The organism is Cryobacterium sp. RTC2.1 (genome assembly GCF_035018685.1).
GTDB lineage: Bacteria > Actinomycetota > Actinomycetes > Actinomycetales > Microbacteriaceae > Cryobacterium > Cryobacterium glucosi.
Genome location: NZ_JASJXJ010000045.1, coordinates 1 through 24269, shown reverse-complemented (window position 1 = coordinate 24269; position 24269 = coordinate 1). Strand labels below are relative to the sequence as shown.

23 protein-coding genes and 1 pseudogene are annotated in these 24269 nt (G+C 68.7%); 17 read left to right on the top strand and 7 right to left on the bottom strand.

Features of this window, described 5'->3' with window-relative positions:
* From QN357_RS07975 to QN357_RS07955, 5 genes and pseudogenes are all read left to right on the top strand, one after another.
* A pseudogene (locus QN357_RS07975) lies at positions 1-496 on the top strand (hypothetical protein); the annotation flags it as partial.
* A 212-nt stretch (positions 497-708) separates the two neighbouring features.
* Positions 709-1920 carry an ABC transporter substrate-binding protein gene (locus tag QN357_RS07970; RefSeq protein WP_134445876.1) on the top strand — a complete coding sequence of 404 codons (1212 nt, stop codon included), beginning with the start codon at positions 709-711 and terminating at the stop codon, positions 1918-1920.
* A gap of 1 nt (position 1921) precedes the next feature.
* Complete coding sequence (locus tag QN357_RS07965) at positions 1922-3127, top strand: ABC transporter ATP-binding protein (RefSeq protein ID WP_134445875.1); 1206 nt, start codon at positions 1922-1924, stop codon at positions 3125-3127.
* Complete coding sequence (locus QN357_RS07960) at positions 3127-4041, top strand: ABC transporter permease (RefSeq protein WP_134445874.1); 915 nt, start codon at positions 3127-3129, stop codon at positions 4039-4041. The genes QN357_RS07965 and QN357_RS07960 overlap by 1 nt, the downstream gene beginning before the upstream one ends.
* Entirely contained in the window at positions 4038-4844 is an 807-nt protein-coding gene (locus QN357_RS07955) for an ABC transporter permease (RefSeq protein WP_174774623.1), read from the top strand. Before QN357_RS07960 ends, QN357_RS07955 begins: the two co-directional genes overlap by 4 nt.
* 11 nt (positions 4845-4855) lie before the next feature.
* On the opposite strand, the gene QN357_RS07950 is transcribed toward QN357_RS07955, so the two are convergent.
* Positions 4856-5890 carry an asparaginase gene (locus QN357_RS07950; protein WP_241975397.1) on the bottom strand — a complete coding sequence of 345 codons (1035 nt, stop codon included), beginning with the start codon at positions 5888-5890 and terminating at the stop codon, positions 4856-4858.
* Positions 5890-7260: a 4-aminobutyrate--2-oxoglutarate transaminase gene (gabT, locus tag QN357_RS07945; RefSeq protein ID WP_134564176.1), complete on the bottom strand. Its 1371-nt coding sequence runs from the start codon at positions 7258-7260 to the stop codon at positions 5890-5892. The genes QN357_RS07950 and gabT overlap by 1 nt, the downstream gene beginning before the upstream one ends.
* Positions 7261-7322: 62 nt before the next feature.
* Here gabT and QN357_RS07940 point away from each other — a divergent pair, with 62 nt between their 5' ends.
* A complete protein-coding gene (locus QN357_RS07940) occupies positions 7323-7796 on the top strand; it encodes an OsmC family protein (RefSeq protein ID WP_134445872.1) in 474 nt (157 codons plus the stop codon).
* 26 nt (positions 7797-7822) lie between these two features.
* Here QN357_RS07940 and QN357_RS07935 read toward each other — a convergent pair whose 3' ends face one another.
* Positions 7823-9160, bottom strand: a complete 1338-nt coding sequence (locus QN357_RS07935; protein WP_134445871.1) for an aminotransferase class III-fold pyridoxal phosphate-dependent enzyme — start codon at positions 9158-9160, stop codon at positions 7823-7825.
* Positions 9161-9224: 64 nt separating this feature from the next.
* A complete protein-coding gene (locus QN357_RS07930) occupies positions 9225-10031 on the bottom strand; it encodes a lysophospholipid acyltransferase family protein (protein WP_370294610.1) in 807 nt (268 codons plus the stop codon).
* A gap of 52 nt (positions 10032-10083) precedes the next feature.
* Here QN357_RS07930 and dxr point away from each other — a divergent pair, with 52 nt between their 5' ends.
* Both dxr and QN357_RS07920 read left to right on the top strand, forming a co-directional pair.
* The gene (dxr, locus tag QN357_RS07925) at positions 10084-11166 is read left to right on the top strand and encodes a 1-deoxy-D-xylulose-5-phosphate reductoisomerase (RefSeq protein WP_322135418.1); all 1083 of its coding nucleotides are present in this window, start codon (positions 10084-10086) and stop codon (positions 11164-11166) included.
* A gap of 91 nt (positions 11167-11257) precedes the next feature.
* Entirely contained in the window at positions 11258-11989 is a 732-nt protein-coding gene (locus tag QN357_RS07920) for a hypothetical protein (RefSeq protein ID WP_322140908.1), read from the top strand.
* Positions 11990-11993: 4 nt separating this feature from the next.
* Here the strand turns inward: QN357_RS07920 and QN357_RS07915 are convergent, their stop codons facing one another.
* Genes QN357_RS07915 through QN357_RS07905 form a run of 3 tightly spaced genes read right to left on the bottom strand, consistent with a single transcriptional unit; the run spans position 11994 to position 14810 of the window.
* Entirely contained in the window at positions 11994-12908 is a 915-nt protein-coding gene (locus QN357_RS07915) for an NAD-dependent epimerase/dehydratase family protein (protein WP_322135420.1), read from the bottom strand.
* Between the two features lie 25 nt (positions 12909-12933).
* Positions 12934-13407 (bottom strand): hypothetical protein, encoded by a 474-nt coding sequence (locus QN357_RS07910; RefSeq protein WP_134559506.1) that lies wholly within the window; start codon positions 13405-13407, stop codon positions 12934-12936.
* Positions 13404-14810 carry a serine/threonine-protein kinase gene (locus QN357_RS07905; RefSeq protein WP_134445867.1) on the bottom strand — a complete coding sequence of 469 codons (1407 nt, stop codon included), beginning with the start codon at positions 14808-14810 and terminating at the stop codon, positions 13404-13406. Before QN357_RS07905 ends, QN357_RS07910 begins: the two co-directional genes overlap by 4 nt.
* Positions 14811-14895: 85 nt before the next feature.
* Here QN357_RS07905 and QN357_RS07900 point away from each other — a divergent pair, with 85 nt between their 5' ends.
* The 9 genes from QN357_RS07900 to QN357_RS07860 form a co-directional block, all read left to right on the top strand.
* A complete protein-coding gene (locus QN357_RS07900) occupies positions 14896-16305 on the top strand; it encodes an RIP metalloprotease (protein WP_322135421.1) in 1410 nt (469 codons plus the stop codon).
* 151 nt (positions 16306-16456) lie between these two features.
* Positions 16457-17728 (top strand): sensor histidine kinase, encoded by a 1272-nt coding sequence (locus QN357_RS07895; RefSeq protein ID WP_322140907.1) that lies wholly within the window; start codon positions 16457-16459, stop codon positions 17726-17728.
* A complete protein-coding gene (locus QN357_RS07890) occupies positions 17725-18384 on the top strand; it encodes a response regulator (protein WP_134561517.1) in 660 nt (219 codons plus the stop codon). The genes QN357_RS07895 and QN357_RS07890 overlap by 4 nt, the downstream gene beginning before the upstream one ends.
* A 132-nt stretch (positions 18385-18516) precedes the next feature.
* Positions 18517-18885 (top strand): hypothetical protein, encoded by a 369-nt coding sequence (locus tag QN357_RS07885; RefSeq protein ID WP_322135424.1) that lies wholly within the window; start codon positions 18517-18519, stop codon positions 18883-18885.
* A 163-nt stretch (positions 18886-19048) separates the two neighbouring features.
* Complete coding sequence (gene ispG / locus QN357_RS07880) at positions 19049-20206, top strand: flavodoxin-dependent (E)-4-hydroxy-3-methylbut-2-enyl-diphosphate synthase (protein WP_174774622.1); 1158 nt, start codon at positions 19049-19051, stop codon at positions 20204-20206.
* 128 nt (positions 20207-20334) lie between these two features.
* Positions 20335-22098: a proline--tRNA ligase gene (locus tag QN357_RS07875; protein ID WP_322135425.1), complete on the top strand. Its 1764-nt coding sequence runs from the start codon at positions 20335-20337 to the stop codon at positions 22096-22098.
* A 135-nt stretch (positions 22099-22233) separates the two neighbouring features.
* Entirely contained in the window at positions 22234-23244 is a 1011-nt protein-coding gene (nusA, locus tag QN357_RS07870) for a transcription termination factor NusA (RefSeq protein ID WP_134445864.1), read from the top strand.
* 8 nt (positions 23245-23252) lie between these two features.
* Positions 23253-23510, top strand: coding sequence for a YlxR family protein (locus tag QN357_RS07865; protein ID WP_134445863.1), 258 nt, complete (start codon positions 23253-23255; stop codon positions 23508-23510).
* A gap of 76 nt (positions 23511-23586) precedes the next feature.
* Positions 23587-24269 (top strand): translation initiation factor IF-2 N-terminal domain-containing protein (locus QN357_RS07860; protein ID WP_323504734.1); only part of this gene is annotated, 683 nt, incomplete at its 3' end.

Genomic DNA, 24269 nt, shown 5'->3' with positions numbered 1-24269 from the left:
CATCCAGGTGCTCGCTCCACAATCTCCTGTCCCGCACACGGCTGCATCCCCGGTCGCCGGCAGACCGGACCGCGCAGTCCCCGGCCCTGACGCGCGCCCGACCGCGACCGTACTCGCTCTCGCAGCGGGCACATCGATCATCCACGTGAGCGGGTCCCCGGCCCGCTCGGCCGCTCACCTTCGAGCGGATGCCGCGCACCCGGACGTTGTGGAGCTGACCGCCGGTGCCGGTGTGGCGAAACCGGAGGCAGTCCTGGCCCGGCATGGCGCGGCGACCGTCTTCATCGGGGATCCCGAGACCTGGCAGGCCAACTGGTCGCTCCTGGCCGCGCTTCGGGTTCATTCGCCCATCGTCTTCGACGGCTGCACCCTCGCCGATTACCGCATGCTGACCCGCAGGCGGGATCTCCCGCCACCCCTGGCACCCGGCCGCGGCCATCTCTGGTCCCTGTCGCCCGAAGGCGACCTCAGCAGGGTGGCCTTCGGTGCGGCGTGATTCCGGTCGGGCCTCGGGCGCCACCCGACCAGCGCAAGCGCCCATTTCGAGTGTCAAACGACGCCGAGACCACTGATTTCGTGACAAGTGCGTTACGTAATCGATGATTTGGTCACTCAGCCGTGACTAACGGCCCGCGCTGTGCGAGTATCTAGCAACTCACCCGTCGTCGTGTGGGTGTTCGCTCGCTGAAACGCAAGGAGACCCCAGACATGATGCCGAGGCCGTTGCCCGCCGACCCGATGATCCGCCAGCTCGTCCGCCAGGCCCAGCATGCCACCCTGGGTCGTCGCACCCTGCTCGCCGGAGCGGGCGCCGGGGCCGCGGCCCTCGCCCTTGCTGCGTGCTCCACCGGTGGAGCAGCCAAGCCCTCCGCGGCCGCCGACGTCTCCGATTCAGACAAAACCATCCGCTGGGACAACTGGGCGCTCTACATCGATGTAGACGACGCCGGCAGCTACCCCACGCTCGCGGCGTTCACCGCCGAAACCGGCATCAAGGTCGCGTACACGGAAGCCGTCGACGACAACAACACCTACTACGGCAAGGTCAAGGACCAGCTCGCCCTCGGCAAAGACATCGGCGCCGATGTCGCGTGCCTCACCGACTGGATGGTGGGCCGGCTGATCCGCTTCGGTTACACCCAGGGCCTCGACCACGCGAACATCCCCAACCTGAGCAACCTGCTCCCGTCCCTCAAGGACGTCGACTTCGACCCGGGTCGCGCGATGAGTGTGCCGTGGCAGGGCGGCTTCGCCGGGATCGCCTGGAACAAGGAAAAGCTCCCCAACGGCTTCACCTCGGTCTCCGAGCTGTGGGACCCGAGCCTCAAGGGCCGCATCGGCGTCCTCTCCGAGATGCGGGACACGATGGGCCTGATCATGCTCGACCAGGGCGTCGATATCTCCGGGAAGTGGGGCGACTCCGAATTCGGCGCCGCGATCGACGAGTTCAAGAAGCAGGTCGCCAACGGCCAGGTCCGCAACATCAAGGGCAACTCCTACAAGGAAGACCTCGTCAACGAGGACACCCTCGCCGCCATCGTCTGGTCGGGCGACATCGTGCAGCTCAACGCCGAAAACGGCGACAAGTGGGGCTTCGCCGTGCCCGAGAAGGGCGGAACGCTCTGGAACGACAACTTCATCGTTCCGATCGGGTCCCCGCGCAAGAAGAACGTCGAAAAGCTGATCAACTACTACTACGAGCCAGAGGTCGCCGCAGAGGTCGCCGCGTACGTGAACTACATCACCCCCGTCGCCGGTGCGAAGGAAGCCGCGATGGCGATCGACCCCGAGCTCGCGAACAACCAGCTGATCTTCCCTGACGCCTCGACCCTCGCGAAGGCGCACGTGTTCCGCACCCTCGACGGGACAGAGGAACAGAAGTACGGCGCCGACTTCCAGTCGATCCTGCTGGGAGCCTAGGGTGGCATCCGGCACCTTCGCCGATTCGGGTGCCGACCTCGAACTGGTCGGAATCCAGAAGCGTTTCCCCGGCTTCACGGCCATCGAACACCTCGATCTCTCGATCCCGGCCGGCTCCTTCTTCGCCCTGCTCGGCCCGTCCGGCTGTGGCAAGACCACGACGCTCCGGCTCGTCGCCGGCCTCGAGGAGCCGACCGCCGGCAGCATCCTGATCGGCGGGGCGGATGTCACGCAGCAGAAGGCCTTCCAGCGCCCGGTCAACACGGTGTTCCAGAGCTATGCGCTCTTCCCGCACATGACGGTCCTCGAAAACGTCGCCTTCGGACTCCGCCGCCGGAAGATCGCCGACCCGGTCGGCAAGGCGCACGAGGCGCTCCGGCTCGTCGAGCTCGACCACCTCGCCGCGCGCAAGCCACAGCAGCTGTCCGGCGGGCAGCAGCAGCGGGTCGCCCTCGCCAGGGCGATCGTGAACAAGCCGGCACTCCTGTTGCTCGACGAACCGCTCGGCGCCCTCGACCTCAAGCTGCGCCGCCAGATGCAGCTCGAACTCAAAACCATCCAGGAGGAAGTCGGCCTCACCTTCCTGCATGTCACCCACGACCAGGAGGAGGCCATGACCATGGCCGACACCATCGCGGTGATGAACAAGGGCCGGATCGAACAGATGGGCGCGCCCGAGCTGCTCTACGAGCTGCCGAAGACGGCGTTCGTCGCGAACTTCCTCGGCCAGTCGAACCTCTTCACCGGGCCCGTCATCGGCAGCACGAGCACCTCGATCACCGTCGACATCGCCGGGCACCGGGTACTGGTCCCCGCCGACCGGGCGCACCGCCACGCCGGCGAGGTCACGATCGGCGTCCGGCCGGAGAAGATGTGGCTGCATCGCAAGGCGCCCGTCGAGGCCGCCGACCGCAATGTCATGGGTCCCGGCCGGGTGATCGACGTGTCATTCAGCGGCGTGAGCACCCAGTATCTCGTCGCCGTGCCGTACATCGGCACCCTGATCGTCTTCGCCCAGAACATGGCCTTCGGCCCGGTGGCGGATGTCGGCGACGAGGTCTGGCTCGACTGGCACGTCGAGCACGGCTTCGGCCTCGAAGACGAACCCGTTCCGGGAGCCGGGCCCCGGTTCGCCGCGGACACCGACACCCGGAGCATCGCGGCGCAGCGCCGCGAGTCCCTCGTCACGGAGCTCGAGGAGGCCTAGTGGCGTTCGCGGCCTTCGCCACCACGACTGCGCAGGCAGACCCGGCCCCGCGGCGACGCAGCCGGGTCGCCATCCTGTTGCTGTTGCCCGGCATCCTCTATCTCGTTCTGTTCTTCCTGACCCCGCTCGTCTCGCTCCTGATCACCTCGTTCCAGGCCCCTGCGGAATTCGGGGACATCGGCCAGTACACCTACGCGTTCAACTGGCAGAACTACGTCGACGTCGTCACCGATTACTGGCCGCACATCGTGCGGTCCTTCGCCTTCGCCCTCGCCGCGACGGTGCTCGCCCTGCTGTTCAGCTACCCGCTCGCGTACTTCATCGGTGTGACCGCGCGGCGCTGGCCGCTGCTGCAGAGCCTGATGCTCGTGCTCGTGATCGCCCCGTTCTTCATCAGCTTCCTGCTGCGCACCCTGGCCTGGAAGCAGCTCCTCTCCGACGAGTCCTTCGTCGTGACGAGCCTCAAGGCCGTCTCGCTGCTGGCACCGGATGCCCACCTCACCGGGACCCCGATCGCCGTCATCTTCGGGTTGACCTACAATTTCATCCCGTTCATGACACTTCCGCTCTACACGACTCTGGAGCGGCTCGACCTGCGCTACCTCGAGGCGGCGAGCGACCTGTACGCGCACCCGTTCGAGGTGTTCCGCAAGGTGACGATTCCATTGTCGATGCCAGGGATCGTCGCGGGCACCCTGCTGACCTTCATCCCCGCCGCCGGCGACTATGTCAACGCGAGTCGCGACTTCCTGGGCGGACCGGACAGCCAGATGATCGGCAACGTGATCGAGGCCAACTTCCTGGTCCTGTTGAACTACCCGGCGGCCGCGGCGCTCTCGATCATCCTGATGAGCGTGATTCTCGTGATCGTCGGAATCTACGTCAAGCGCGCGGGCACGGAGGAACTGCTGTGAAAATCTCCCTCGGCAGATGGCTGCTGCCGGTCTACTCCGCCCTCGCCCTGCTGTTCCTGATGGTTCCGATCGCCTACACGTTCGTCTTCTCGTTCAACGATTCGCTGAAGTCGAACATCACCTGGCGCGGGTTCACCTTCGACAAGTGGCTCAACGTCTGCGCCGTGCAGAACGGCGCGGTCTGCGAGGCGTTCGGAAACAGCCTCGTGATCGGCTCGGTCGCGACCGTGCTTGCGACCGTGATGGGCACCATGATCGCGATCGCCATCGTGCGCTACCGGTTCCGGTTCCGCTCGGCGACGAGTCTCCTGCTGTTCCTGCCGATGGCCACCCCCGAGGTCGTGCTCGGCGCGGGACTGGCCGCGCAGTTCCTGTCGCTCGGCGTCGCCAAGGACATGACCACGATCATCCTCGCGCACACGATGTTCTGCATCAGCTTCGTCGTCGTGACCGTCAAGGCCCGCGTCGCGAGCCTCGACCCCGCGCTCGAGGAGGCCGGGCGGGACCTCTACGGCTCGTCGACCCAGGTCTTCCTCAGGGTGACGCTCCCGCTGCTGGTCCCCGGCATCCTCGCCGCCGCCCTGCTGTCCTTTGCGCTGAGCTTCGACGACTTCATCATCACGAACTTCAACTCGGGCGCGGTGACGACCTTCCCGAAGTACATCTACATCTCAGCGGCCCGCGGCATCCCGGCCGAGGCGAACGTGATCGCCTCCGCCGTCTTCATCTTCGCGCTCGTCGTCGTCGTCACCGCGCAGGTGTCCTCCGCGGCACGGGCGAAACGGCTCGCCCGGCAGGGGTAGTGGGTGAGTCGTCAGCGGTAGCTCGCGTGAATGCGCCCGACCGGGTGGCCGCCGCCGTACACGGCGAGGCCGAGGTCGGGGAGCAGCGCCTCGACATCCGTGTGTGCGATCGCGCCGGCGTCGGCGAGCAGGTTGAGCGCCACGAGCGTCGCCGCGCGCAGGCTGCCGTCCAGGATCTTGAGGGCGACCGTCGTTCCGTTCGGGGCGGCCGCGACCATGATGCCTTCAGCGCCGCCCTTCACGAACAGGCCGAGCCGATCGATCACGAGGGTGTCCGACTTGCCGGGGCCCGCGACGACCCAGCCGTTCTGGCGAACGGCCTCGGAGAGGAAGCCGGCCTCGCGGTAGATCGCGAACGGCGAGTTCGACTTGGACGAGGCGATCCGGCCGATACCGCGCGCCAGCCCGGCGAGGGAGAGCGCGTGCACGGGCGCGCCGCAGCCGTCGACACCCGAGGCGGCCGGGCGTTCGCCGGTGAAGCGTTCGACGACATCGAGAATGCGTTTCTGCAGCGGATGCTCCGGCTCGAGATACCCGGTCAGCGGCCACTCGTTCTGCACGCACGCCACGAGCATCGCCGCGTGCTTGCCCGAGCACTCCATGTAGATGGGGGCCTGGCCGGCGCCGAGGCGCACGAGCGCGTCGCGGGTGGCGTGGTCGATCGGCCAGGCCGGCGGGCACGCGAGCGCGGTCTCCGGGATTCCGGCCCGGGAGAGCAGGCCGCGCACGAGGTCGGCGTGCCGCTGGGTGCCGGTGTGGCTCGCCGTCGCGATCGCGGCGTCCTCGCCGCGCAGGGTGACGCCGCTCGCCATCACGGCGACGGCCTGGAACGGCTTCATCGACGAGCGCGGGAAGACCGGACTCGTCACGTCGCCGAGGGAGCGGAGCACAGCGCCCTCAGCCGTGAGCACGACGGCGGAACCGGCATGCCTCGATTCGACGAAGCCGCTGCGTTCGACGACGGCGAGTTCGACGGCATCCGTCACGGCGAAGGTCTGCACGGGGTGCGGGAGCTGGGTGTGCCCGATTGTGTCCGCGAACGACACTAGAGCGCGGCGATCGCGTCGTCGATGACCGAGAGGGCATCGAGGAGCAGGACGTCGGTGACGGCAAGGCTCGGCAGGAAGCGGAGCACGTTGCCGTAGGTGCCCGCTGTCAGCAGCAGAACGCCGTGCTGGGCGGCGTATGCGGCGATCGAGTTGACCGCGGCGGCGTTGGCGACCTTGGTCGTCGCCCCGGTGCCCGGCTGCACGAGCTCGATCGCGATCATCGCGCCACGACCACGGATGTCCCCGATGATGTCGTACTTGTCCTTCAGCTTCCCGAGGCCCGCACGAAGGGTCTTCTCGATCCGCTGTCCCTCCGCGAGGAGGTTGTTCTTCTCGATGGCCTCGAAGACGGCGATCGCGGCTGCGCAGGAGACCGGGTTGCCGCCGAAGGTGCCGCCGAGGCCGCCGGTCTGGGAAGCGTCCATGATCTCGGCGCGTCCCGTGACCGCCGCGAGGGGGAAGCCGCCGGCGATGCCCTTGGCCGTCAGCACGAGGTCGGGGACCCAGCCGAAGTGCTCGCTCGCGTAGTAGGCGCCGGTGCGGGCCATGCCGCTCTGGATCTCGTCGGCGATCATGACGACGCCGTTGGCGGTGCACCACTCCTGCAGGGCGGTGAAGTACCCCTCTGCGGCGACCATGAAGCCGCCTTCGCCCTGGATCGGTTCGACCACGAGGCAGGCCAGGTCGGACGCGCCGATGACCTTGTCGAGGTAGGCGATCGTGCGTGCCGCGGCATCCGCCCCGCTGAGGCCGTCGTGATAGGGGTAGGAGCTCGGCACGTGGTAGACGTCGCTCGCGAGCGGGCCGTAGCCGGTCGCATACGGCATGGCCTTGTAGTTCATCGCCATCGTGAGCACGGTGCGGCCGTGGTACGCGTGGTCGAGCACGGCGACGGCGCGGCGGCCGGTGAACTTGCGGGCGATCTTCACGCCGTTCTCCACGGCTTCTGCACCCGAGTTGATCAGCACCGACTTCTTGGCGAAATCACCAGGGGTGTGCTCGGCGAGGAGCTCGCAGACGCGCACGTATTCCTCGTACGGCGTGACCGTGAAGAGGGTGTGGATGAAGTCCTCTGCCTGCCCGACCGCGGCGGCGACGACGCTCGCCTCGGTGTGGCCGATCGTCGTGACGCCGATGCCGGCGCCGAGGTCGATGAACTGGTTGCCGTCGACGTCGACGACGATGGCACCGTGGGCCTTCACGATGTACACCGGGAGAGCGGAGCCGACGCCGCCGGACACCGTCGCGAGGCGGCGCTTCTGCAGTTCGACCGAACGCGGGCCCGGGACGGCCGTGACGATGCGTCGCTCCTGCGTGACCGAGGGAGCAGTGGACGTGGGGGTCGAGGGCGTCAGCGTGTCAGTCATGATGCGTCCAGTTTACCCAGTGTCGTTTCCCGGTTGGGGTAGCGCCCTGAGAGAATCGGGGAATGAAAATCGAGCACCACTACGACGTGCGGGTGGCCTGGACGGGCAACCGCGGAACGGGAACGAGCGACTACCGGGCGTACGGTCGCGACCATGTGGTTTCGGCGGAGGGCAAGCATCCGCTCGAGGGGTCGTCTGACCGAACGTTCCACGGTGATGCCGACCGCTGGAACCCCGAGGAACTACTGCTCGCGGCCCTGAGCCAGTGCCACATGCTGTCCTACCTGCACGTGGCCGCGCGGAACGGTGTCGTCGTGGTCGGCTACACCGACGACGCGACCGGCACGATGGTACAGACGAGGGATGGCGGCGGTCACTTCACCGAGGCTATGCTGCGTCCGCGGGTCACCGTGGCCGATCCCGGCCAGGTGGAGCTCGCTCACTCGCTGCACGCCGAGGCGGCCCGGGAGTGCTTCATCGCAGCTTCCGTGAACTTCCCGGTGCGCCACGAACCCGAAACCGTCGCCGTTCCCTGACCCTCGGGCCAGGGAACGGGCGAGGTTCACACGCCGGAGAGGGCGCGGAGGGTTTCCTCGATGACGGATGCCGCGTCGTCGATGAGTTCCTCGGAGATGACGACGGAGGGCATGATCCGCAGCACGGAGTCCCAGCTGCCGGCATCGAGCACGATCACGCCGTGCGAGGTCGCGTGCTTGAGGATCGCGGTGAGCGCCTCGGGGTACGGCGTGGTCGTTCCGGGGTGCACCAGCTCGACGCCGAACATGGCGCCCTTGCCGCGCACCTCGCCGACGACGGAGAACTTCTCGGCCCAGTCGCCGATGCGGGCCCAGAGGGCCTTCTCGACGCGCCTGGCTTCGCCGAGCAGGTCGTCGCGTTCGATGATCTCGAGCACCTTGAGCGCTGCCGCGGTCGAAACCGGGTTGCCGCCGAAGGTTCCGCCGATGCCGCCGGGCTGGACGGCATCCATGATGTCGGCGCGACCGGTGACGGCGGCGAGCGGGAAGCCGCCCGCGATGCCCTTTGCCGTGGTGACGAGGTCAGGGACGACGCCGTGGTGCTCGATCGCGTACCAGACGCCGGTGCGGGCGATGCCGGCCTGGATCTCGTCGGAGACGAAGACGATGCCGTTCTCGGTGCAGAACTCGCTGATCCGCTTGAAGTAGCCGGGGGCGGGGATGACGATGCCGCCATCGCCCTGGATCGGCTCGACGAAGAACGCCGCGATCTCGGTGGCGCCGATGTGGGTCGTGATGTAGTCGATCGTCTTCTCGGCGGCTTCCTCGCCGGTCAGGCCGTCGCGGTACGGGTAACTCGTCGGGACGCTGTAGATCTCGCCGGGGAACGGGCCCATGCCGGCGCGTTCCGGCCAGGGCCGGTACGTCATCGTCATGGTCAGGTTGGTGCGGCCGTGGAAGGCATGGTCGAGCGCGACGATGGCGCGGCGCCCGGTGAACTTGCGGGCGATCTTGACCGCGTTCTCGACGGCCTCGGCACCGGTGTTGACCAGGATCGACTTCTTCGGGAAGTCACCGGGGGTGATCTCGGCGAGCTTTTCGGCGACGGCGACGTAGTTCTCGTACGGCGTGACGGTGAAGAGGGTGTGGGTCAGCTTCGCGGCCTGCGCGGCAGCGGCCTCCGCGACCTCGGCGTTCGCGTGCCCGATCGTGGTGACTCCGATGCCGCAGCCCATGTCGATGATCTGGTTGCCGTCGACGTCGACGAGGATCGCGCCGGCTCCGTGGTCCATGTAGATGTTGACGAGCGTGCCGGCTCCGCGGGACACCGAGTTGACCCGGCGTTCCTGCAGTTCAATGGACTTGGGGCCCGGCAGGGCGGTGACGAGTTTACGTTTTTGGGGGACCGAGTACGAAGCAGACATGGGTCCAGCTTAGTTTGCGGCGATTTCCCCGGTGTTTCCGCGCGCCGGTAGCTGCTGAACCCGGCTAGACGCGTTCTCGCGGGAAGACCTTGTCTGCGAGCCCGTGCAGCCCGGGGCGGGGTGATTCGTTGTACCGCCCGGCGAGCTCCTGGCCGGAGAGCTGGTGGATCGCGGCCATGATCTCGTCGGTGGCCTGGCGCCTGGCCCGGCCTGAGGTCGCGGGCCCGTGGCGGCTCACGTCGATCGGTTCGCCGAAGTTCACGGTGATCTTCCGCACGCGCGGGATCCGGGTGCCGACGGGCTGGATCTCCTGGGTGCCGATCAGGCCGACCGGCACGACGACGGCACCCGTCGTGAGGGCGAGCCAGGCGACGCCGGTGCGCCCCTTGTAGAGCCGTCCGTCGAGGGAGCGGGTGCCCTCTGGATAGATGGCGAAGGCGCTGTCCGACTCGAGGATGCTGCGGCCCGCGTCGAGCGCGTCCTGTGCGGCCTGGCCCGCGCCGCGTTCGATCCCGACAGCACCGATCGACTCGAACCAGGTTCGGGTGAGATAGCCCTTGATTCCCGTCCCGGTGAAGTACGTCGACTTCGCAAGGTACTGCACCCGACGCGGCGTCACGAGCGGGATGACCATGCTGTCGATGAAGGAGAGGTGGTTGCTCGCGATGATGACCCGGCCGGAGCGGGGGATGTTCTCGGTCCCCGTGATGACGGGCCGGAAGATGATCCGGGCGATCGGCGCCATGACGCCGTAACTCAGGTAGTAGACGAATCCGGGACGACGGGTCCTGGGGAGATCCGAGGCGGTCTCCGCGACCTCGTCGGGCTCCTGGATAAGGGGTTCCTGGGGTTCGTCCTTGGCTCCGGTCACTGCTCGACCCTACCGCCGTGACACCCGGTACCACGAAAGCTAGCATGAGGGAATGCGCAGACGAGTAGTAATTCTCGGGTCCACCGGCTCGATCGGAACCCAGGCCCTCGATGTGATCCGGGCGAATCCCACCCGGTTCGAAGTGGTCGGACTCTCGGCAGGCGCCAACCGGGAGATGCTCGCGCAACAGGCCGAGGAATTCCAGGTCGACGACACCGCGCTCGGCGCCGACGAATCCGAACAGCTCGTGACGGATGTCGACGCCGACGTCGTGCTCAACGGCATCACGGGCTCCGTGGGGCTCGGTCCGACCCTCGCGGCGCTCAGGGCCGGGCGCACCCTCGCCCTCGCGAACAAGGAATCCCTCATCGTGGGCGGCGACCTCGTCACGGCGCTCGCCGCACCCGGGCAGATCGTGCCGGTCGACTCTGAGCATTCCGCGATCGCGCAGGCGTTGCGCTCGGGGACGGCACGTGAGGTGTCCCGGCTCGTGCTGACGGCATCCGGTGGCCCGTTCCGGGGCCGCACCCGCGAGGAGATGCGGGCCGTCACCCCCGCCCAGGCGCTCGCGCACCCGACCTGGGACATGGGGCTCGTCGTCACGACGAACTCGTCGACCCTCGTGAACAAGGGCCTCGAGATCATCGAGGCTCACCTGCTTTTCGATGTCGCCTACGAAGACATTGACGTCGCCGTGCACCCGCAGTCGATCGTGCACTCGATGGTCGAGTTCATCGACGGCTCGACGATCGCCCAGGCGTCGCCGCCCGACATGCGCCTGCCGATCTCGCTCGGCCTCGACTGGCCGAACCGGGTCGCCGCCGTCGGTGTTCCCCTCGATTGGACGAAGCCGCAGACCTGGACCTTCGAACCGCTCGACACCGTTGCGTTCCCGGCCGTCGCGCTCGCGAAGCAGGTCGGCCGTGCCGGTGGCACATACCCGGCCGTGTTCAACGCGGCCAATGAGCAGGCCGTCGCCGCGTTCCACGCCGGCAGGATCGGATTCCTCGACATCGTGGACACCATCCAGCGGGTCGTCGAGACCCACGAGCAGGACGGCCCGCTCACCCGGGAGTCCCTCGCGGCAGCAGAGACCTGGGCGCGCGCCGCCGCAGACAAGCTCCTCTCGGCGTAGCCCGCTCCGGCGCCCCGCCAACCCAAAACGTCCGGTCAGAATCCTATTCAGCGGATACTGTGAGATCACAACGGCAATGGGGGACAACGGCGTGGCGATCAAGATCTGTGTGAAACGCGCCGTTCCGGCGGCCATGCTCTGTGGCATTCTCGCCTTGATGCTGACGGCGTGCGTCGGTGCGGACGGGGCGAGCCTGCCGGCCGCCGTGCCGTCGGTCTCCCCGTCGACTGCGGCGACGGATGCCGCGACCGCGCCGACGAGGACGCCGATGGCCGACCCTGCGTCCGATCCGACCACCATCGTCGTGCATTCTGACCGGCTCGAGGTCGTCGATGCCGCGGGCGTGCCGCGAGGTTCTGTCGACTACACGGAACCCATCGCGAAGGCCGTGGCTATCCTCGTTGCAGCGACCGGGACCCAGCCCGTCGTGGCGCCGTCCGCCCACGTTGCGGAGTCGGACCCGGGCACGTCCTACAGCTGGGAAGGGATCACGCTTACCGACCCTGTCACCACGGTCGAGTCGGCGTGGCAGTTCGACTGGTACGCGCAGGTCGACGGGCCGTCATCCGGAGGTCTCTCGATAACCACGGCTGCCGGTGTGCGGGTCGGCCAGACCAAGGCCGACGTCGACGCGCGCGCCCCGGGTGTTCTGACGCCTGTCGATGTCACTGGAGGCACGGCATACGACGCAACATTCGAGGAAAGGAGCGTCGCGACGGGCGCGAGCGGCGAGGAGATGACGTATTCGGTGCGGGTACGGGTGGGGACCGCGCCGGCCGTCGTCACGACGTTCGTCGCCCCAGCTCAGAACTGGGGCGGCTGAGCGGTCAGGCGCGGTAGCTGTCCGCCGTCGTGGTGAGCGCGTCGAGCCACGGGGTCGCGACGACGCCGAGCTCGCGTTCGGTCTCCGCAGAGTCGATGATGAACGGCGACGTGAACTGGTAGCTCGAGGTGTAGACCTCGCGCATCAGGGGGTTGGCCAGGCCGATGCTGCGCAGCACCCACTGTGGGTAGCCGGAGACCGAGCCCGCGCAGTCGTAGCGTTCGTTCAGCTCGGCCGCGATCTCCACGCGGCTGGCCGACGCACTCGGCACGTGCCAGATCCGGCCCCAGTCCCCGGCGTAGTCCGCGGCGGCGATCAGGGTCGAAACGATGTCGGGCAGGTAGCTCCAGCTGTGCGGGAGCTCGGGCCTGCCCACGACGCGCGCGGTCTTCGAAGCCAGGATCGCGGTGAAGAAGTCCGTGCCGAGGTGCGCGGTACCGGTCGCTCCCGGCCCGAAGTAGTCGCTCGCGCGCACCTCGACCGCCCGGATCTGCCCGGCCTCGTGCGCCGCACGCACCCGGCGCCACCCCTCCCTGCGAACCAGGCCCTTGCGCTCGGTCGTCGTCTCCGGCGTGTGCTCGGTCATCGCGCCGCGCGGTGTGCCGTAGGGGTAGAGGTTCCCCATCACAACGAGGGAGGCGCCACTCGCCGCGGCGGCTGTGATCGCCGCGCCGATGATCGGCGGCCACTGCGCGGCCCAGTCCGTGTATGGCGGGTTCGTGCAGAGGAAGATCGTCGAGGCCCCTGCCGCCGCGGCGGAGAAAGCGTCCGGGTCGCTCGCGTCGAGTACCAGCGGGGTCGCGCCGGCCGCTGCTGAGCCTGAGCGCGTCGCGATCGTGACGGTGTCCCCGCGCGCCGCGAGCCGTTCGGCGACGGGACGGCCGATCAGACCGGCCCCGACTACAAGATGGTGAGTCATATGTCCTTCCGGCCCATGACGAGGGTCACCCGTCGCAGTTGTCCTTTTTCGGATTGCACTTGTCCTTCTTACCGTTGCCCTTGTCGTTGCCGCTGTCAACGGAAGGAGCCGGGACCGGGACGGCGGACGGAGGAGCGGAACTGAGCCTGGCCGCCTCCTCGAGCGCGGCGAGGTCTGCGGTCACACTGTCGATCGCAGCCTGGATCTCTGTCGCGCGGGTCCCCGTGACCTGGCCGGTCGCGGCCGCCGTGAGCAGGTCGGCCTGCACGGCGTCGAGGGCGGCAGAGGCGCCCGGGTAGTCGCCTGCCGCAGCGGCCTCCGTCACCGAGAGCACGCCGGACTGCAACTGGGTCGCCGTCGACGGCTGAACGGGGGAGCTGTCGGAGGCGCACCCCGTGAGGGCGGCGGCCACGAGCAGTGCGCCGCCCACGAGCGCGGCGAGGCGGCCGCGGATGCCGTTGGCGCCGGTGCCGGTCCTGGTGCGCATGCCGATGCTCACGGTGCCACGCTTTCCTGGAGCTGTCGCAGGTGGTCGCCGAGGGTTCCGGCGACGTCGGGGTATGCCGTGGTGCTCGTGGACGGACCGGCCGGGGCATCCGCCTGCGCAGCGGGGCGCAGCGTGAAGCCGAGCACGACGATCGTGATCAGGGCGACCGCAGCGACGGCGAGCACGGCGAGACCGGTCCTGCCTGTGAGCACGCGAGGCCAGGCCGTCGACCGGGGTGGGCGAGCGGATGCGGCCGGCGCCCCGGCCGCCTGTCGTGGCTCCCCAGCACCGAAGGAAACCGTCTCGGCAGTGAACCCGGCACTGGCGAAGACGGTGGACTCGCCGGGAAGGACCCGGGTCGGGGTATCCGCCGGCGCGAAGGCGCGTGTCGCCGCATAGGCCGCCGTCGGGTCCAGCGCCTGCGTCGGGGCATCCGCCGCCGGGAGGACGCTCGCCGGGGTGTACGCCTCCGTCGTCGCGCCGGCATCGGGTGACACTGTCGCCTCCGTCGTTCCCGCGATGGTTTCCGCCGCCGCCTCGGACTGCGCCAGCAGTCGCAGCCGCACCGCGGCATCCGCCGGTCTGAGCCGCTCGTCCGGTTCGCGGCGGGTCATGCCGCCGAGCACGTCTGCCCAGGCCCGACCGAAGGTCGGGGAGATCTCCGGGTCGCGCTGCAACCGCGCCATCGCGGACTCGATCGCCGTTCCCGGGTATGCCCGCTCGCCGGTGAGGCATTCGAGCAGCACGAGACCGAGCGAGTAGACGTCGCTCGGCGCTCCGATCGTCGTGCCGAGCGCCTGTTCGGGGCTGAGATAGCCGGCCGTGCCGAGGAAGGTGCCGGTCGCCGTGAGGCGGGTCGCGTCGACGAGGCGGGCGATGCCGAAGTCGGCGAGCTTGGCGTGCGACGCGCGTCCGGGGAACCCGGAGGCGGCGAGCAGCACGTTCGCCGGCTTGATGTCGCGGTGGATGATCCCGCGTTCGTGCACGTAGTGCAGCGCTTCGGCGAGGTCTGCGCCGAGCGTTGCGACCTCCGAGCGCGGCATCGGGCCGGCGGCGATCCTCGTTCGGAGGTCGGTTCCGTCGACGAGCTCCATCACGATGAAGGTGCGCGCGGTCCCGTCGACGACCGCGGTGCCTGCGTCGAAGAGCGTGACGAGGGCGAAGTGGTTGAGGCTCGCCAGCACGGCGACTTCGCCGCTCTGCCGTTCCGAACCCGCGTCGTCCGTCGTGTCGAGCCGGAAGAGCTTGACCGCGACGGTGCGTCCGAGGGCGAGGTCGGTCGCCTCATAGACGACGGCCATCCCGCCGACGCCGATCAGGCGGTCGATCCGGAAGCGGTCAGCGAGGCTGACGCCGATGAGGCCGTCAACGGGGCGGGGACCGCCGGAGGAAAGCGAAGGCAGGGGAAACTCCATTCGGGTTCGGTACCCCCCAAGCAAACCACACCCCGCATAGCGAACCGCCAGCGGCCTGTCAGCTTCGGGTGGGTAATCTACGACTGTGGAAACCGTGCTGCTGTACATATTGGGCGTCGTGATCGTCGTCGTCGGACTCGCCCTGTCCATCGGCCTGCACGAAATCGGCCACCTGCTGCCGGCGAAGGCGTTCGGCGTCAAGGTCACCCAGTACATGATCGGCTTCGGCCCCACGCTCTGGTCGCGCCGCAAGGGCGAGACGGAATACGGCGTGAAGGCCATGCCCCTCGGTGGCTATATCTCGATGATCGGCATGTTCCCGCCCGCGAAACCCGGGGAGAAGCCGCACCCGAACAGCACGGGCTTCTTCAACCAGCTTGTGCAGGAAGGCGCTCCTGCCCAGGACCCGACAGCCCAGGACCCGAGCGCGAAGAAGCCGGGGGCCCTGACGAGCCTTGTCGAAGATGCCCGGCAGTCGAGCGCCGACACGATCGGCGCCGGCGAGGAACACCGCGCCTTCTACCGCCTGGCGGTGTGGAAGCGCATCATCATCATGCTCGGCGGGCCCACCATGAACCTGCTGATCGCGGTCGTGCTCTTCGCGGTCCTCCTGATGGGCTTCGGCACCGCGCAGGCGAGCACAACGGTCGGCAGTGTGTCCGCGTGCGTGCTCCCCGCGACGAGCACCCAGACGACCTGTGCCGCGACCGACGAGAAGTCCCCGGGCGCGGCGGCGGGCCTGCAGCCCGGCGATCGCCTCGTGAGCATCGGTGGCACCGCGATCACGAGCTGGGACCAGTCGACCGGGATCATCCGCAGCTCGCCCGGCACCCCGCTCGCCGTCGTCGTCGACCGCGCCGGAACCGACGTGACTCTCACGATCACCCCCAAACTGACCGAACGGTACGTTCTCGACGCCGCGGGGAAGGTCACCACGGATGCCGACGGTAAGGCCATCACGCAGGAAGTCGGCTTCGTCGGCATCGGCCCGGCAGGCGAACTCGTCCAGCAGCCCGCCACGGCCGTGCTGCCCGCCGTCGGCGACAACGTCGGCGCCGTCGTGCACATGATCCTGAACCTCCCGCAGCGGATGGTCGACATCGTCAACGCCGCGTTCGGTCCCGGCGAGCGCGACCCGAACGGTCCGATCAGCGTCGTCGGGGTCGGCCGCGTCGCCGGCGAGATCGCGAGCATCAACACCATCCCCGTCGCGAGCAAGGCCGCGAGCCTGATCGGCCTGCTCGCCTCCCTCAACGTTGCCCTCTTCGTGTTCAACCTGATCCCGCTGATGCCGCTCGACGGAGGCCACGTCGCCGGCGCACTCTGGGAGGGCCTGCGCCGCCGGGTCGCGAAGCTCTTCAAGCGCAAGGATCCCGGCCCCGTCGACATGGCCAGGCTGATGCCGCTCACCTTCGCGGTCGTCATCCTGCTCGGCGGCATGAGCCTCCTGCTCATCTACGCCGACATCGTCAAGCCGATCAACCTCTTCGGCTGAGCCCGGCACCTTTCCGGTCGAGAGTGACCTTTCCGCGGGTCACTCCCGACCGGAACGGTCACACACAGGGGCCGCCCAGGGCCTGAACGCGCACGGGCACGTACTCCCGGGGGCGGATGCCGTGGGTCGTTCCGGCACGTAGCATCGGAATATGCCGCCACACTGGGATACCGACGCGCCGTGGTTCGCCCATGAGCGCTCTCTTCCCGGCGGCCCAGGCAGCCGGATGCCCCGCGCGGGCCGCGTGCTCTTCCCCGCGATCTTCTCGTTCCTGGTCCAGGTGCCCGCCACCGTGCTGCTCGCCCGCTACGGCCGCGACTTCGGCCATGCCGGCCACGACCTCGGTGGTGAGCTCGGCGCGCCCCGGCCCGGCTGGTTCCTCGCGGTCGCCCTCGCCCTGATCGGCCCGATCGCCCTCCTCGGCGCACGCCGTTTCCCTGGCCCTGTCGCAGCCGTGTGCGCTGCGGCGGCCGGCGCGCTCATCCTGCTCCGCCCGGACGTCGGCCTGCCCTACGTCGCCCTGGGTTTCGCGATCGTGCTCGGGATCGTGCGCGGCGCGCGGGTCTGGGTCTACGCATCCGTCGCCGTGGCCTGGACGGCGACGATCGCGCTCGCCGGGACGCTCGGAGTGCCGCTTCAGCCCGCCCGTGTCGCGCTCACGACCGTCGCCCTCGCCGTGCTCTGCGCGATCGGAGAGACGGTACGCACCCGGCGCGAGCAGATGCGCGAGCTGCGCCGCCGAGCGGATGCCCGCCGCCAGTCCGCGGAACAGCGCGAGCGGGTGCGCATCGCGCGCGAACTCCACGACGTGCTCGCACATTCGCTGTCCCTGATCAACGTGCAGGCCGGAGTCGGGCTGCACCTCATCGACAGCCAGCCCGCCAAGGCGGCAGAGGCCCTCGCGAACATCAAGCTCACGAGCAAGAACGCGCTCGACGAGGTGCGCACGGTGCTCGGCATCCTGCGCGCGGACGCCGAGGGGGAGACCGGTGAGCGTGCCGGGGGAGCCGTGCCGCTCACCCCCGAGCCCGACCTGTCCCGGCTTCCCGCCCTGATCGACTCGTACAGCGCCCAGGGGCTGCACGTCGAGCTGGTCGGGCAACTGGCGCCCGTGACGGAGGCCACGACCGCCGCCACCCAGCTCGCGCTCTACCGGATCTGCCAGGAGGCACTCACCAACGTGCTGCGGCACTCGCAGACGCTCTCCGCGACCGTCCGGCTCGACCTCGACGACGGTGACGCCGTGCTCACCGTGACCGACGAGGGCTCGACAGAGCCGCTCGACCCGGCCATCGTTCCCGGCGGCGGCCTGCTCGGTATGCGCGAACGTGCGGAACTCCTCGGCGGGAGCCTGCGGGTCGAACGACCCTCGCCGGGCGGGTTCCTCGTCGAGGCGCGCCTGCCCCTGCGGAGGAGCCGGTGATCCGCGTCGTGATCGCAGACGACCAGCAGCTGATCCGGGCCGGCTTCCGTTCGCTGCTCGAGTCCGAACCGGATCTCGAGGTCGTCGCAGACGCCGCGACGGGGACGGAAGCCGTCGAGCAGGTCACCCGGCTCCGGCCAGACGTCGTGCTGATGGACATCCGGATGCCCGGCGGCGACGGCCTCTGGGCGACAGAGCAGATCGTCGGCAACCCCGAGCTCGGGGGAACGCACATCGTGATCGTGACGACCTTCGAGCTTGACGAGTACGTCGTCCAGGCGATCCGGGCGGGCGCGAGCGGCTTCCTCGTCAAGGACACCGAACCGACCGAACTGATCCGGGCCGTGCGCGTCGCGGCGGCGGGGGACGCGCTGCTTTCGCCCGGCGTGACCCGGCGACTGCTCACCCGGCTCGAGACCGGGCTGCGGCGCCCGAGCGATCCGGCGGCGCTGGCCGTGCTCACGGACCGGGAGCGCGAGGTGCTCGCGCTCGTCGGCCGGGGGCTCACGAACACCGAAATCGGCGTTCGGCTGTTCCTGAGCCCGCTCACCGCGAAGACGCACGTGTCGCGGATCATGTCGAAGCTCGCCGCGCGCGACCGTGTGCAACTCGTGATCCTTGCCTACGAGACGGGCCTCGTCAGCGACGGCTGGTGACCTGCACCCGGGGGAGTAGTCCAAGTGCCTCCTCCAGGCGGATGCCCCGGCGAGCGGGGCCGGAAAGAATCGGATCATCGGTTCTTCCCCACCGAGGCCCCGCAGGGGGTCCTCACACAGATTGGACTCACCATGCTTTCGACAGCGGTTCTCACCGGGTTCGCCACCCATATGGGCTACGGCCCCGGCTGGGGCGGCGGGCCGGTCTGGTTGTTCTTCCTGATCCCCTTCTTCGGCCTGCTCCTCGTGGTCGCCCTGTTCGCGATCCTCAGCAGGCGCTGGCGTCGTCACGGCGGACCCGGATTCTCCGGCCACCCCGGCTGGCAGGCGTGGCAGGCGGCCCAGGCCGGGCAGGCCGACGGCACCCGCAGCGCCGAGAAGACCCTCGCCGAGCGCTTCGCCCAGGGCGACATCGACGAGGTCGAGTATCGGGCCCGCCTCGAGGTGCTCCGCGCCAACCGCGCGGACCCCACTCCCGGCGCCCCACTCCCGCCCCAGTAGCGGCGCGACCGGTTCCCGGCTCCTCCGGGCGAGCGCGCCACTTGCGCCGCTTTGCTGCAGGCACGCCTGTCGCGTAGCGGCGGAGCCGGCGCGCAACGGCCGGCCCGGTGCGGAAATCGCCTGGGCCGGGCATCCGCCCAGTCAGGGCACCTAAGATATTCGCGTGGCTGCAATCAATTTGGGAATGCCCAAAGTACCTGAAATCCTCGCCCCCCGGCGCAAGAGCCGGCAGATCAAGGTCGGCAAGGTCCTCGTCGGCGGTGACGCCCGTGTGAGCGTCCAGTCGATGACGACGACCCCGACCACCAACATCAACGGCACCCTGCAGCAGATCGCCGAACTCACGGCGAGCGGATGCGATATCGTGCGTGTCGCCGTCCCGAGCCGTGACGACGCAGAGGCCCTGCCGATCATCGCGAAGAAGAGCCAGATCCCCGTGATCGCGGACATCCACTTCCAGCCGAGTTACGTGTTCGCGGCGATCGACGCGGGCTGCGCCGGCGTGCGGGTCAACCCGGGCAACATCCGCAAGTTCGACGACCAGGTCGGCAAGATCGCGGCGGCGGCCAAGGCCGCCGGCGTCTCGATCCGGATCGGCGTCAACGCCGGCTCCCTCGAGCCGAGCATCATGCAGAAGTACGGCAAGGCCACCCCTGAGGCGCTCGTCGAGAGCGCCGTCTGGGAGGCGAGCCTCTTCGAGGAACACGACTTCCACGACTTCAAGATCTCGGTCAAGCACAACGACCCCGTGATCATGGTCAAGGCGTACCGCCTCCTCGCCGAGCGCGGCGACTGGCCCCTGCACCTGGGTGTCACCGAGGCCGGCCCCTCCTTCCAGGGCACCATCAAGAGCGCGACGGCCTTCGGCATCCTGCTCGGCGAGGGCATCGGCGACACCATCCGCGTGTCGCTCAGCGCCCCTCCCGCCGAAGAGGTCAAGGTCGGCCTGCAGATCCTCCAGTCGCTCAACCTCCGCGAACGCAAGCTCGAGATCGTCTCCTGCCCGAGTTGCGGCCGCGCCCAGGTGGATGTCTACAAGCTCGCGAACGACGTCACCGACGGCCTCGAGGGCATGACCGTTCCTTTGCGCGTCGCCGTGATGGGCTGCGTCGTCAACGGACCGGGCGAGGCCCGCGACGCCGACCTCGGCGTCGCATCCGGCAACGGCAAGGGCCAGATCTTCGTGCGCGGCGAGGTCATCAAGACCGTGCCGGAGTCCGAGATCGTCGCGACCCTGATCGAGGAGGCCAACCGCCTCGCCGCAGAGATGCCGCCGTCCGAGGACTCCCTCGGCGCCCCCGTGGTCACCATCTCGCGGTAGCGCGACCCGCCGCAACCGCCGCATTCCCGCGGAAACTGTTGCCGTTGCGGACAACTGAGCCTGCTCTGCCGGCCACGGTTGTCCGCAACGGCAACAGTCGTGTCCGGCGCGCGCCGTAAAGTAGGGGGGTGCCTACACGTCTGTCGTCTTATTTCCTCCGTACCCTTCGCGAAGACCCCTCGGATGCCGAGGTCACCAGTCACCGACTCCTCGTCCGGGCCGGTTACATCCGCCGCCAGGCCCCCGGCATCTTCGCCTGGCTCCCGATCGGCCTCCGCGTCAAGAACAAGATCGAGACCATCGTCCGCGAGGAGATGGCCGAGGCCGGCGCCTTCGAGGTGCACTTCCCCGCCCTGCTCCCGCGCGAACCCTACGAGGTCACCGGCCGCTGGGACGAGTACGGCGAGGGCCTCTTCCGCCTCCAGGACCGCAAGGGAAGCGACCTCCTGCTCGCGCCGACCCACGAGGAGGTCTTCACGCTGCTCGTCAAGGACCTCTACAACAGCTACAAGGACCTGCCCCTGTCGATCTACCAGATCCAGGACAAGTACCGCGACGAGGCCCGTCCCCGCGCCGGCCTCCTCCGCGGCCGCGAGTTCACGATGAAGGACGCGTACTCCTTCGACTACACCGACGCCGGCCTCGACCTGAGCTACCAGGCCCAGCGCGACGCCTACGAGCGCATCTTCACCCGTCTCGGCCTCGAGTACGTCATCGTCAAGGCGGATGCCGGCGCGATGGGCGGATCCCGGAGCGAAGAGTTCCTGCACCCCACCCCCATCGGCGAAGACACCTTCGTGCGTTCGGCCGGCGGGTACGCAGCCAACGTCGAGGCATTCACGACCCTGGTCCCTCCCGTCATCGACTGGACGGCGCTTCCGGCCGCCGAGGTGCACGACACCCCGGACACCCCGACCATCCAGACCCTCGTCGACAGCGCGAACGCGAACCACCCGCGCACCGACGGCAGGGAGTGGACCGCAGCGGACACCCTCAAGAACATCGTGCTCGCCCTGACCAACCTCGACGGCACCCGCGACCTCGTCATCGTCGGCGTTCCGGGTGACCGCGACGTCGACCTCAAGCGCGCCGAGGTCGCCTTCGCCCCCGCAGAGGTCGAAGCGGCGAACGCAGGCGACCTCGCCAAGCACCCGGGTCTCGTCACGGGCTACATCGGACCGTGGGCCCTGGCCGGTGCAGTGCTCGGCGAGAAATCGGCCACCGGCATCCGTTATCTCGTCGACCCCCGCGTCGTCGACGGCACCGCGTGGATCACCGGAGCGAACGAGAACGGCCGCCACGTCTTCGGCCTCGTCGCCGGGCGCGACTTCGCCGCCGACGGAACCGCGGAGGTCGCGAACGTTCGCGCCGGCGACCCGGCGCCCGACGGCTCCGGCCCTGTCGAGCTCGCCCGCGGCGTCGAGATCGGCCACGTCTTCCAGCTCGGCCGGAAGTACGCGGAAGCGCTCGGACTCAAGGTCCTCGACGAGAACGGAAAGCTCGTCACGGTCACGATGGGTTCGTACGGGATCGGGGTCACCCGCATCCTCGCCCTCCTCGCGGAGCTCAACAACGATCCGAAGGGCCTGATCTGGCCGGTGTCGGTCGCCCCGTTCGACGTGCACGTGATCGCAGCAGGGCGCGACGAGATCGTCTTCGAGACCGCCGCCGCGGTGGCCGCGACCCTCGAGGCGACCGGGCGGGACGTCATCTACGACGACCGCCGCAAGGTCTCGCCCGGCGTCAAGTTCGGCGACGCCGAACTGATCGGGGTTCCGCAGATCGTGATCGTCGGACGCGGAGCCGTCGACGGCATCGTCGAGCTGTGGGATCGCAGCACGGGAGAGCGCACCCAGTGCGCTGTGGACAACCTCGGGACGCACTTCGCCTGAGAACCGCCCAGAAAGTCCGTCTGGAACAGGCGCCCGTCCCCTTCGGGGTGACGGGCGCCTGTTCCGTCGGGTACCGTAGATACCAGCCCGCTGCGCAGTTTCGCGGCGGTAGAATCTGAATAGAGGAGGCCGGCCATGGACATCGACCTCAGCGTGTTGCGGCAGTTGGAGCGCGAGAAAGAGATTCCCTTCGAGGAACTCGTGCAGATCATCGAGCAGGCGATCTTGACGGCATACGTCAAGCACACCCACCAGGGTGAGACAACGAAGCAGGCCGTCGAAGAAGAGCCGGAAGCGCGTGTCGTCCTCGACCGCAAGTCCGGCCATGTCGACATTTTTGTACCAGAGCTCGACGACGACGGCAACGTCATCGGCGAAGCGATCAACAACCCGACCGACTTCGGCCGGATCGCGGCCTTCGCCGCGAAGCAGGTCATCAACCAGCGTCTCCGCGACCTGGCCGATGACGCGGTGCTCGGAGAATTCAAGGGACGCGAGGGCGAGATCGTCGCCGGCGTCATCCAGCAGGGCCCGAACCCGCGGATGATCCACGTCGACCTCGGCACGATCGAAGCGATCCTTCCGCCGGAAGAACAGGTCCCCGGCGAGACCTACGTGCACGGAGCCCGGATCCGGGTCTACGTCACGGCCGTCGGCAAGGGCCTCAAGGGGCCGCAGATCACCGTGTCGCGCACCCACCCGTCCCTCGTCCGGCGCCTGTTCGCCCTCGAGGTCCCCGAGATCGCGAGCGGTGTCGTCGAGATCGTCTCCCTCGCCCGCGAGGCCGGCCACCGCACCAAGATGGCCGTGCGCGCGACCGAGCCCGGCGTCAACGCCAAGGGCGCCTGCATCGGCGAACTTGGCCAGCGCGTCCGGGCCGTGACGGCTGAGCTCAACAACGAGAAGATCGACATCGTCGACTACTCGCCGGACCTCGCGACGTTCGTCGCGAGCGCCCTGTCGCCGGCTAAGGTGACGAGCGCCTACGTGATCGACCAGTCGATCAAGGCCGTTCGCGCCCTCGTTCCCGACTACCAGCTCTCGCTCGCGATCGGCAAGGAGGGCCAGAATGCCCGTCTGGCCGCCAAGCTGACGGGTGCCAAAATCGACATCCAGCCGGACAGCATCCTGGAGGACACGGAATAGGGGGTACGATGGAACCCGTTAGAACGTGCATTGGATGCCGTTCGCGCGCTCCGCGTGCCTCTTTACAGAGGTTCGTAGCCCGAGACTCGGAACTCGTGGTGGATCAAACCGCCACTCTGCCCGGTCGAGGCGCGTGGCTGCATCCCAGCATCGAATGCTTCCAAGACGCACTGCGGCGACGCGCTTTCGGGCGTGCCCTTCGCGTGACCAGTCCTCTGGACGCGAAACAACTAGAGAACAGGCTGAACTGGCTAATGGACAACTAATGAGCGGCTCGAAATGAGACCCGTCCGTTACTAACGGTCTGCCCCTTTCCGGGTGCAGACCCGGAATTGGAGAATTGTGGCTGCGAAACCACGCGTACATGAGATCGCTAGCGAGCTCAATGTCGACAGCAAGGTAGCCCTTGCGAAACTGAAAGAGATGGGCGAGTTCGTCAAGGGCCCGTCCAGCAGTGTTGAACCCCCGGTAGCCCGTCGTCTGCGCGCGGCTCTGCTGGCCGACGCCGCTTCCGGCGCCGGAACCACTGCCCCGTCAACCACCCCGGGTGCCGGCGCAACGCCGGGTGCCCCCACAGGCGTCAAGCCCGGCGCGCGGCCCTCACCGGCCCGCCTCGCGGTCAAGCCGGGTGCACGCCCGAGTGCGGCTCCTGCCGCGCCCGTCGAAGCCCCCGCAGCGGATGCCGCACCGCATCCCGTCGCGCCCCTCACCGTCGCAGAGCGCCAGACGGTCGCCGTCGAAAAGGCCGCAGCCGCTGAGAAGTCCGCGAGCATCGAGAAGGCTGCCGAACAGGCTGCCGCAGCAGACCCGACCGCCCCGAAGACGGCCACCCCGGCGGCCAAGTCCGACCGTGGTCCGTCCACGGGCGCCAAGCCCGGCGCGAGCGTTCCGCGCCCGCCGTCGGCACGTCCGGGCAACAACCCCTTCGCCAGCAACCAGGGCATGGGCAAGACCCCCACGCCGCGTCCGGGCAACAACCCGTTCGCGAGCGCACAGGGCATGGGCCAGCGCCCGCCGTCCTCGAC

What these genes read in the sequence shown, in the direction of transcription:
- QN357_RS07970 (WP_134445876.1), top strand. Translation starts at nt 709, where the DNA reads ATGATGCCGAGGCCGTTGCCCGCCGACCCGATGATCCGCCAGCTCGTC.
- gabT (WP_134564176.1), bottom strand. Translation starts at nt 7,260, where the DNA reads ATGACTGACACGCTGACGCCCTCGACCCCCACGTCCACTGCTCCCTCG.
- QN357_RS07940 (WP_134445872.1), top strand. Translation starts at nt 7,323, where the DNA reads ATGAAAATCGAGCACCACTACGACGTGCGGGTGGCCTGGACGGGCAAC.
- QN357_RS07935 (WP_134445871.1), bottom strand. Translation starts at nt 9,160, where the DNA reads ATGTCTGCTTCGTACTCGGTCCCCCAAAAACGTAAACTCGTCACCGCC.
- dxr (WP_322135418.1), top strand. Translation starts at nt 10,084, where the DNA reads ATGCGCAGACGAGTAGTAATTCTCGGGTCCACCGGCTCGATCGGAACC.
- QN357_RS07915 (WP_322135420.1), bottom strand. Translation starts at nt 12,908, where the DNA reads ATGACTCACCATCTTGTAGTCGGGGCCGGTCTGATCGGCCGTCCCGTC.
- QN357_RS07905 (WP_134445867.1), bottom strand. Translation starts at nt 14,810, where the DNA reads ATGGAGTTTCCCCTGCCTTCGCTTTCCTCCGGCGGTCCCCGCCCCGTT.
- QN357_RS07895 (WP_322140907.1), top strand. Translation starts at nt 16,457, where the DNA reads ATGCCGCCACACTGGGATACCGACGCGCCGTGGTTCGCCCATGAGCGC.
- QN357_RS07885 (WP_322135424.1), top strand. Translation starts at nt 18,517, where the DNA reads ATGCTTTCGACAGCGGTTCTCACCGGGTTCGCCACCCATATGGGCTAC.
- nusA (WP_134445864.1), top strand. Translation starts at nt 22,234, where the DNA reads ATGGACATCGACCTCAGCGTGTTGCGGCAGTTGGAGCGCGAGAAAGAG.
- QN357_RS07865 (WP_134445863.1), top strand. Translation starts at nt 23,253, where the DNA reads ATGGAACCCGTTAGAACGTGCATTGGATGCCGTTCGCGCGCTCCGCGT.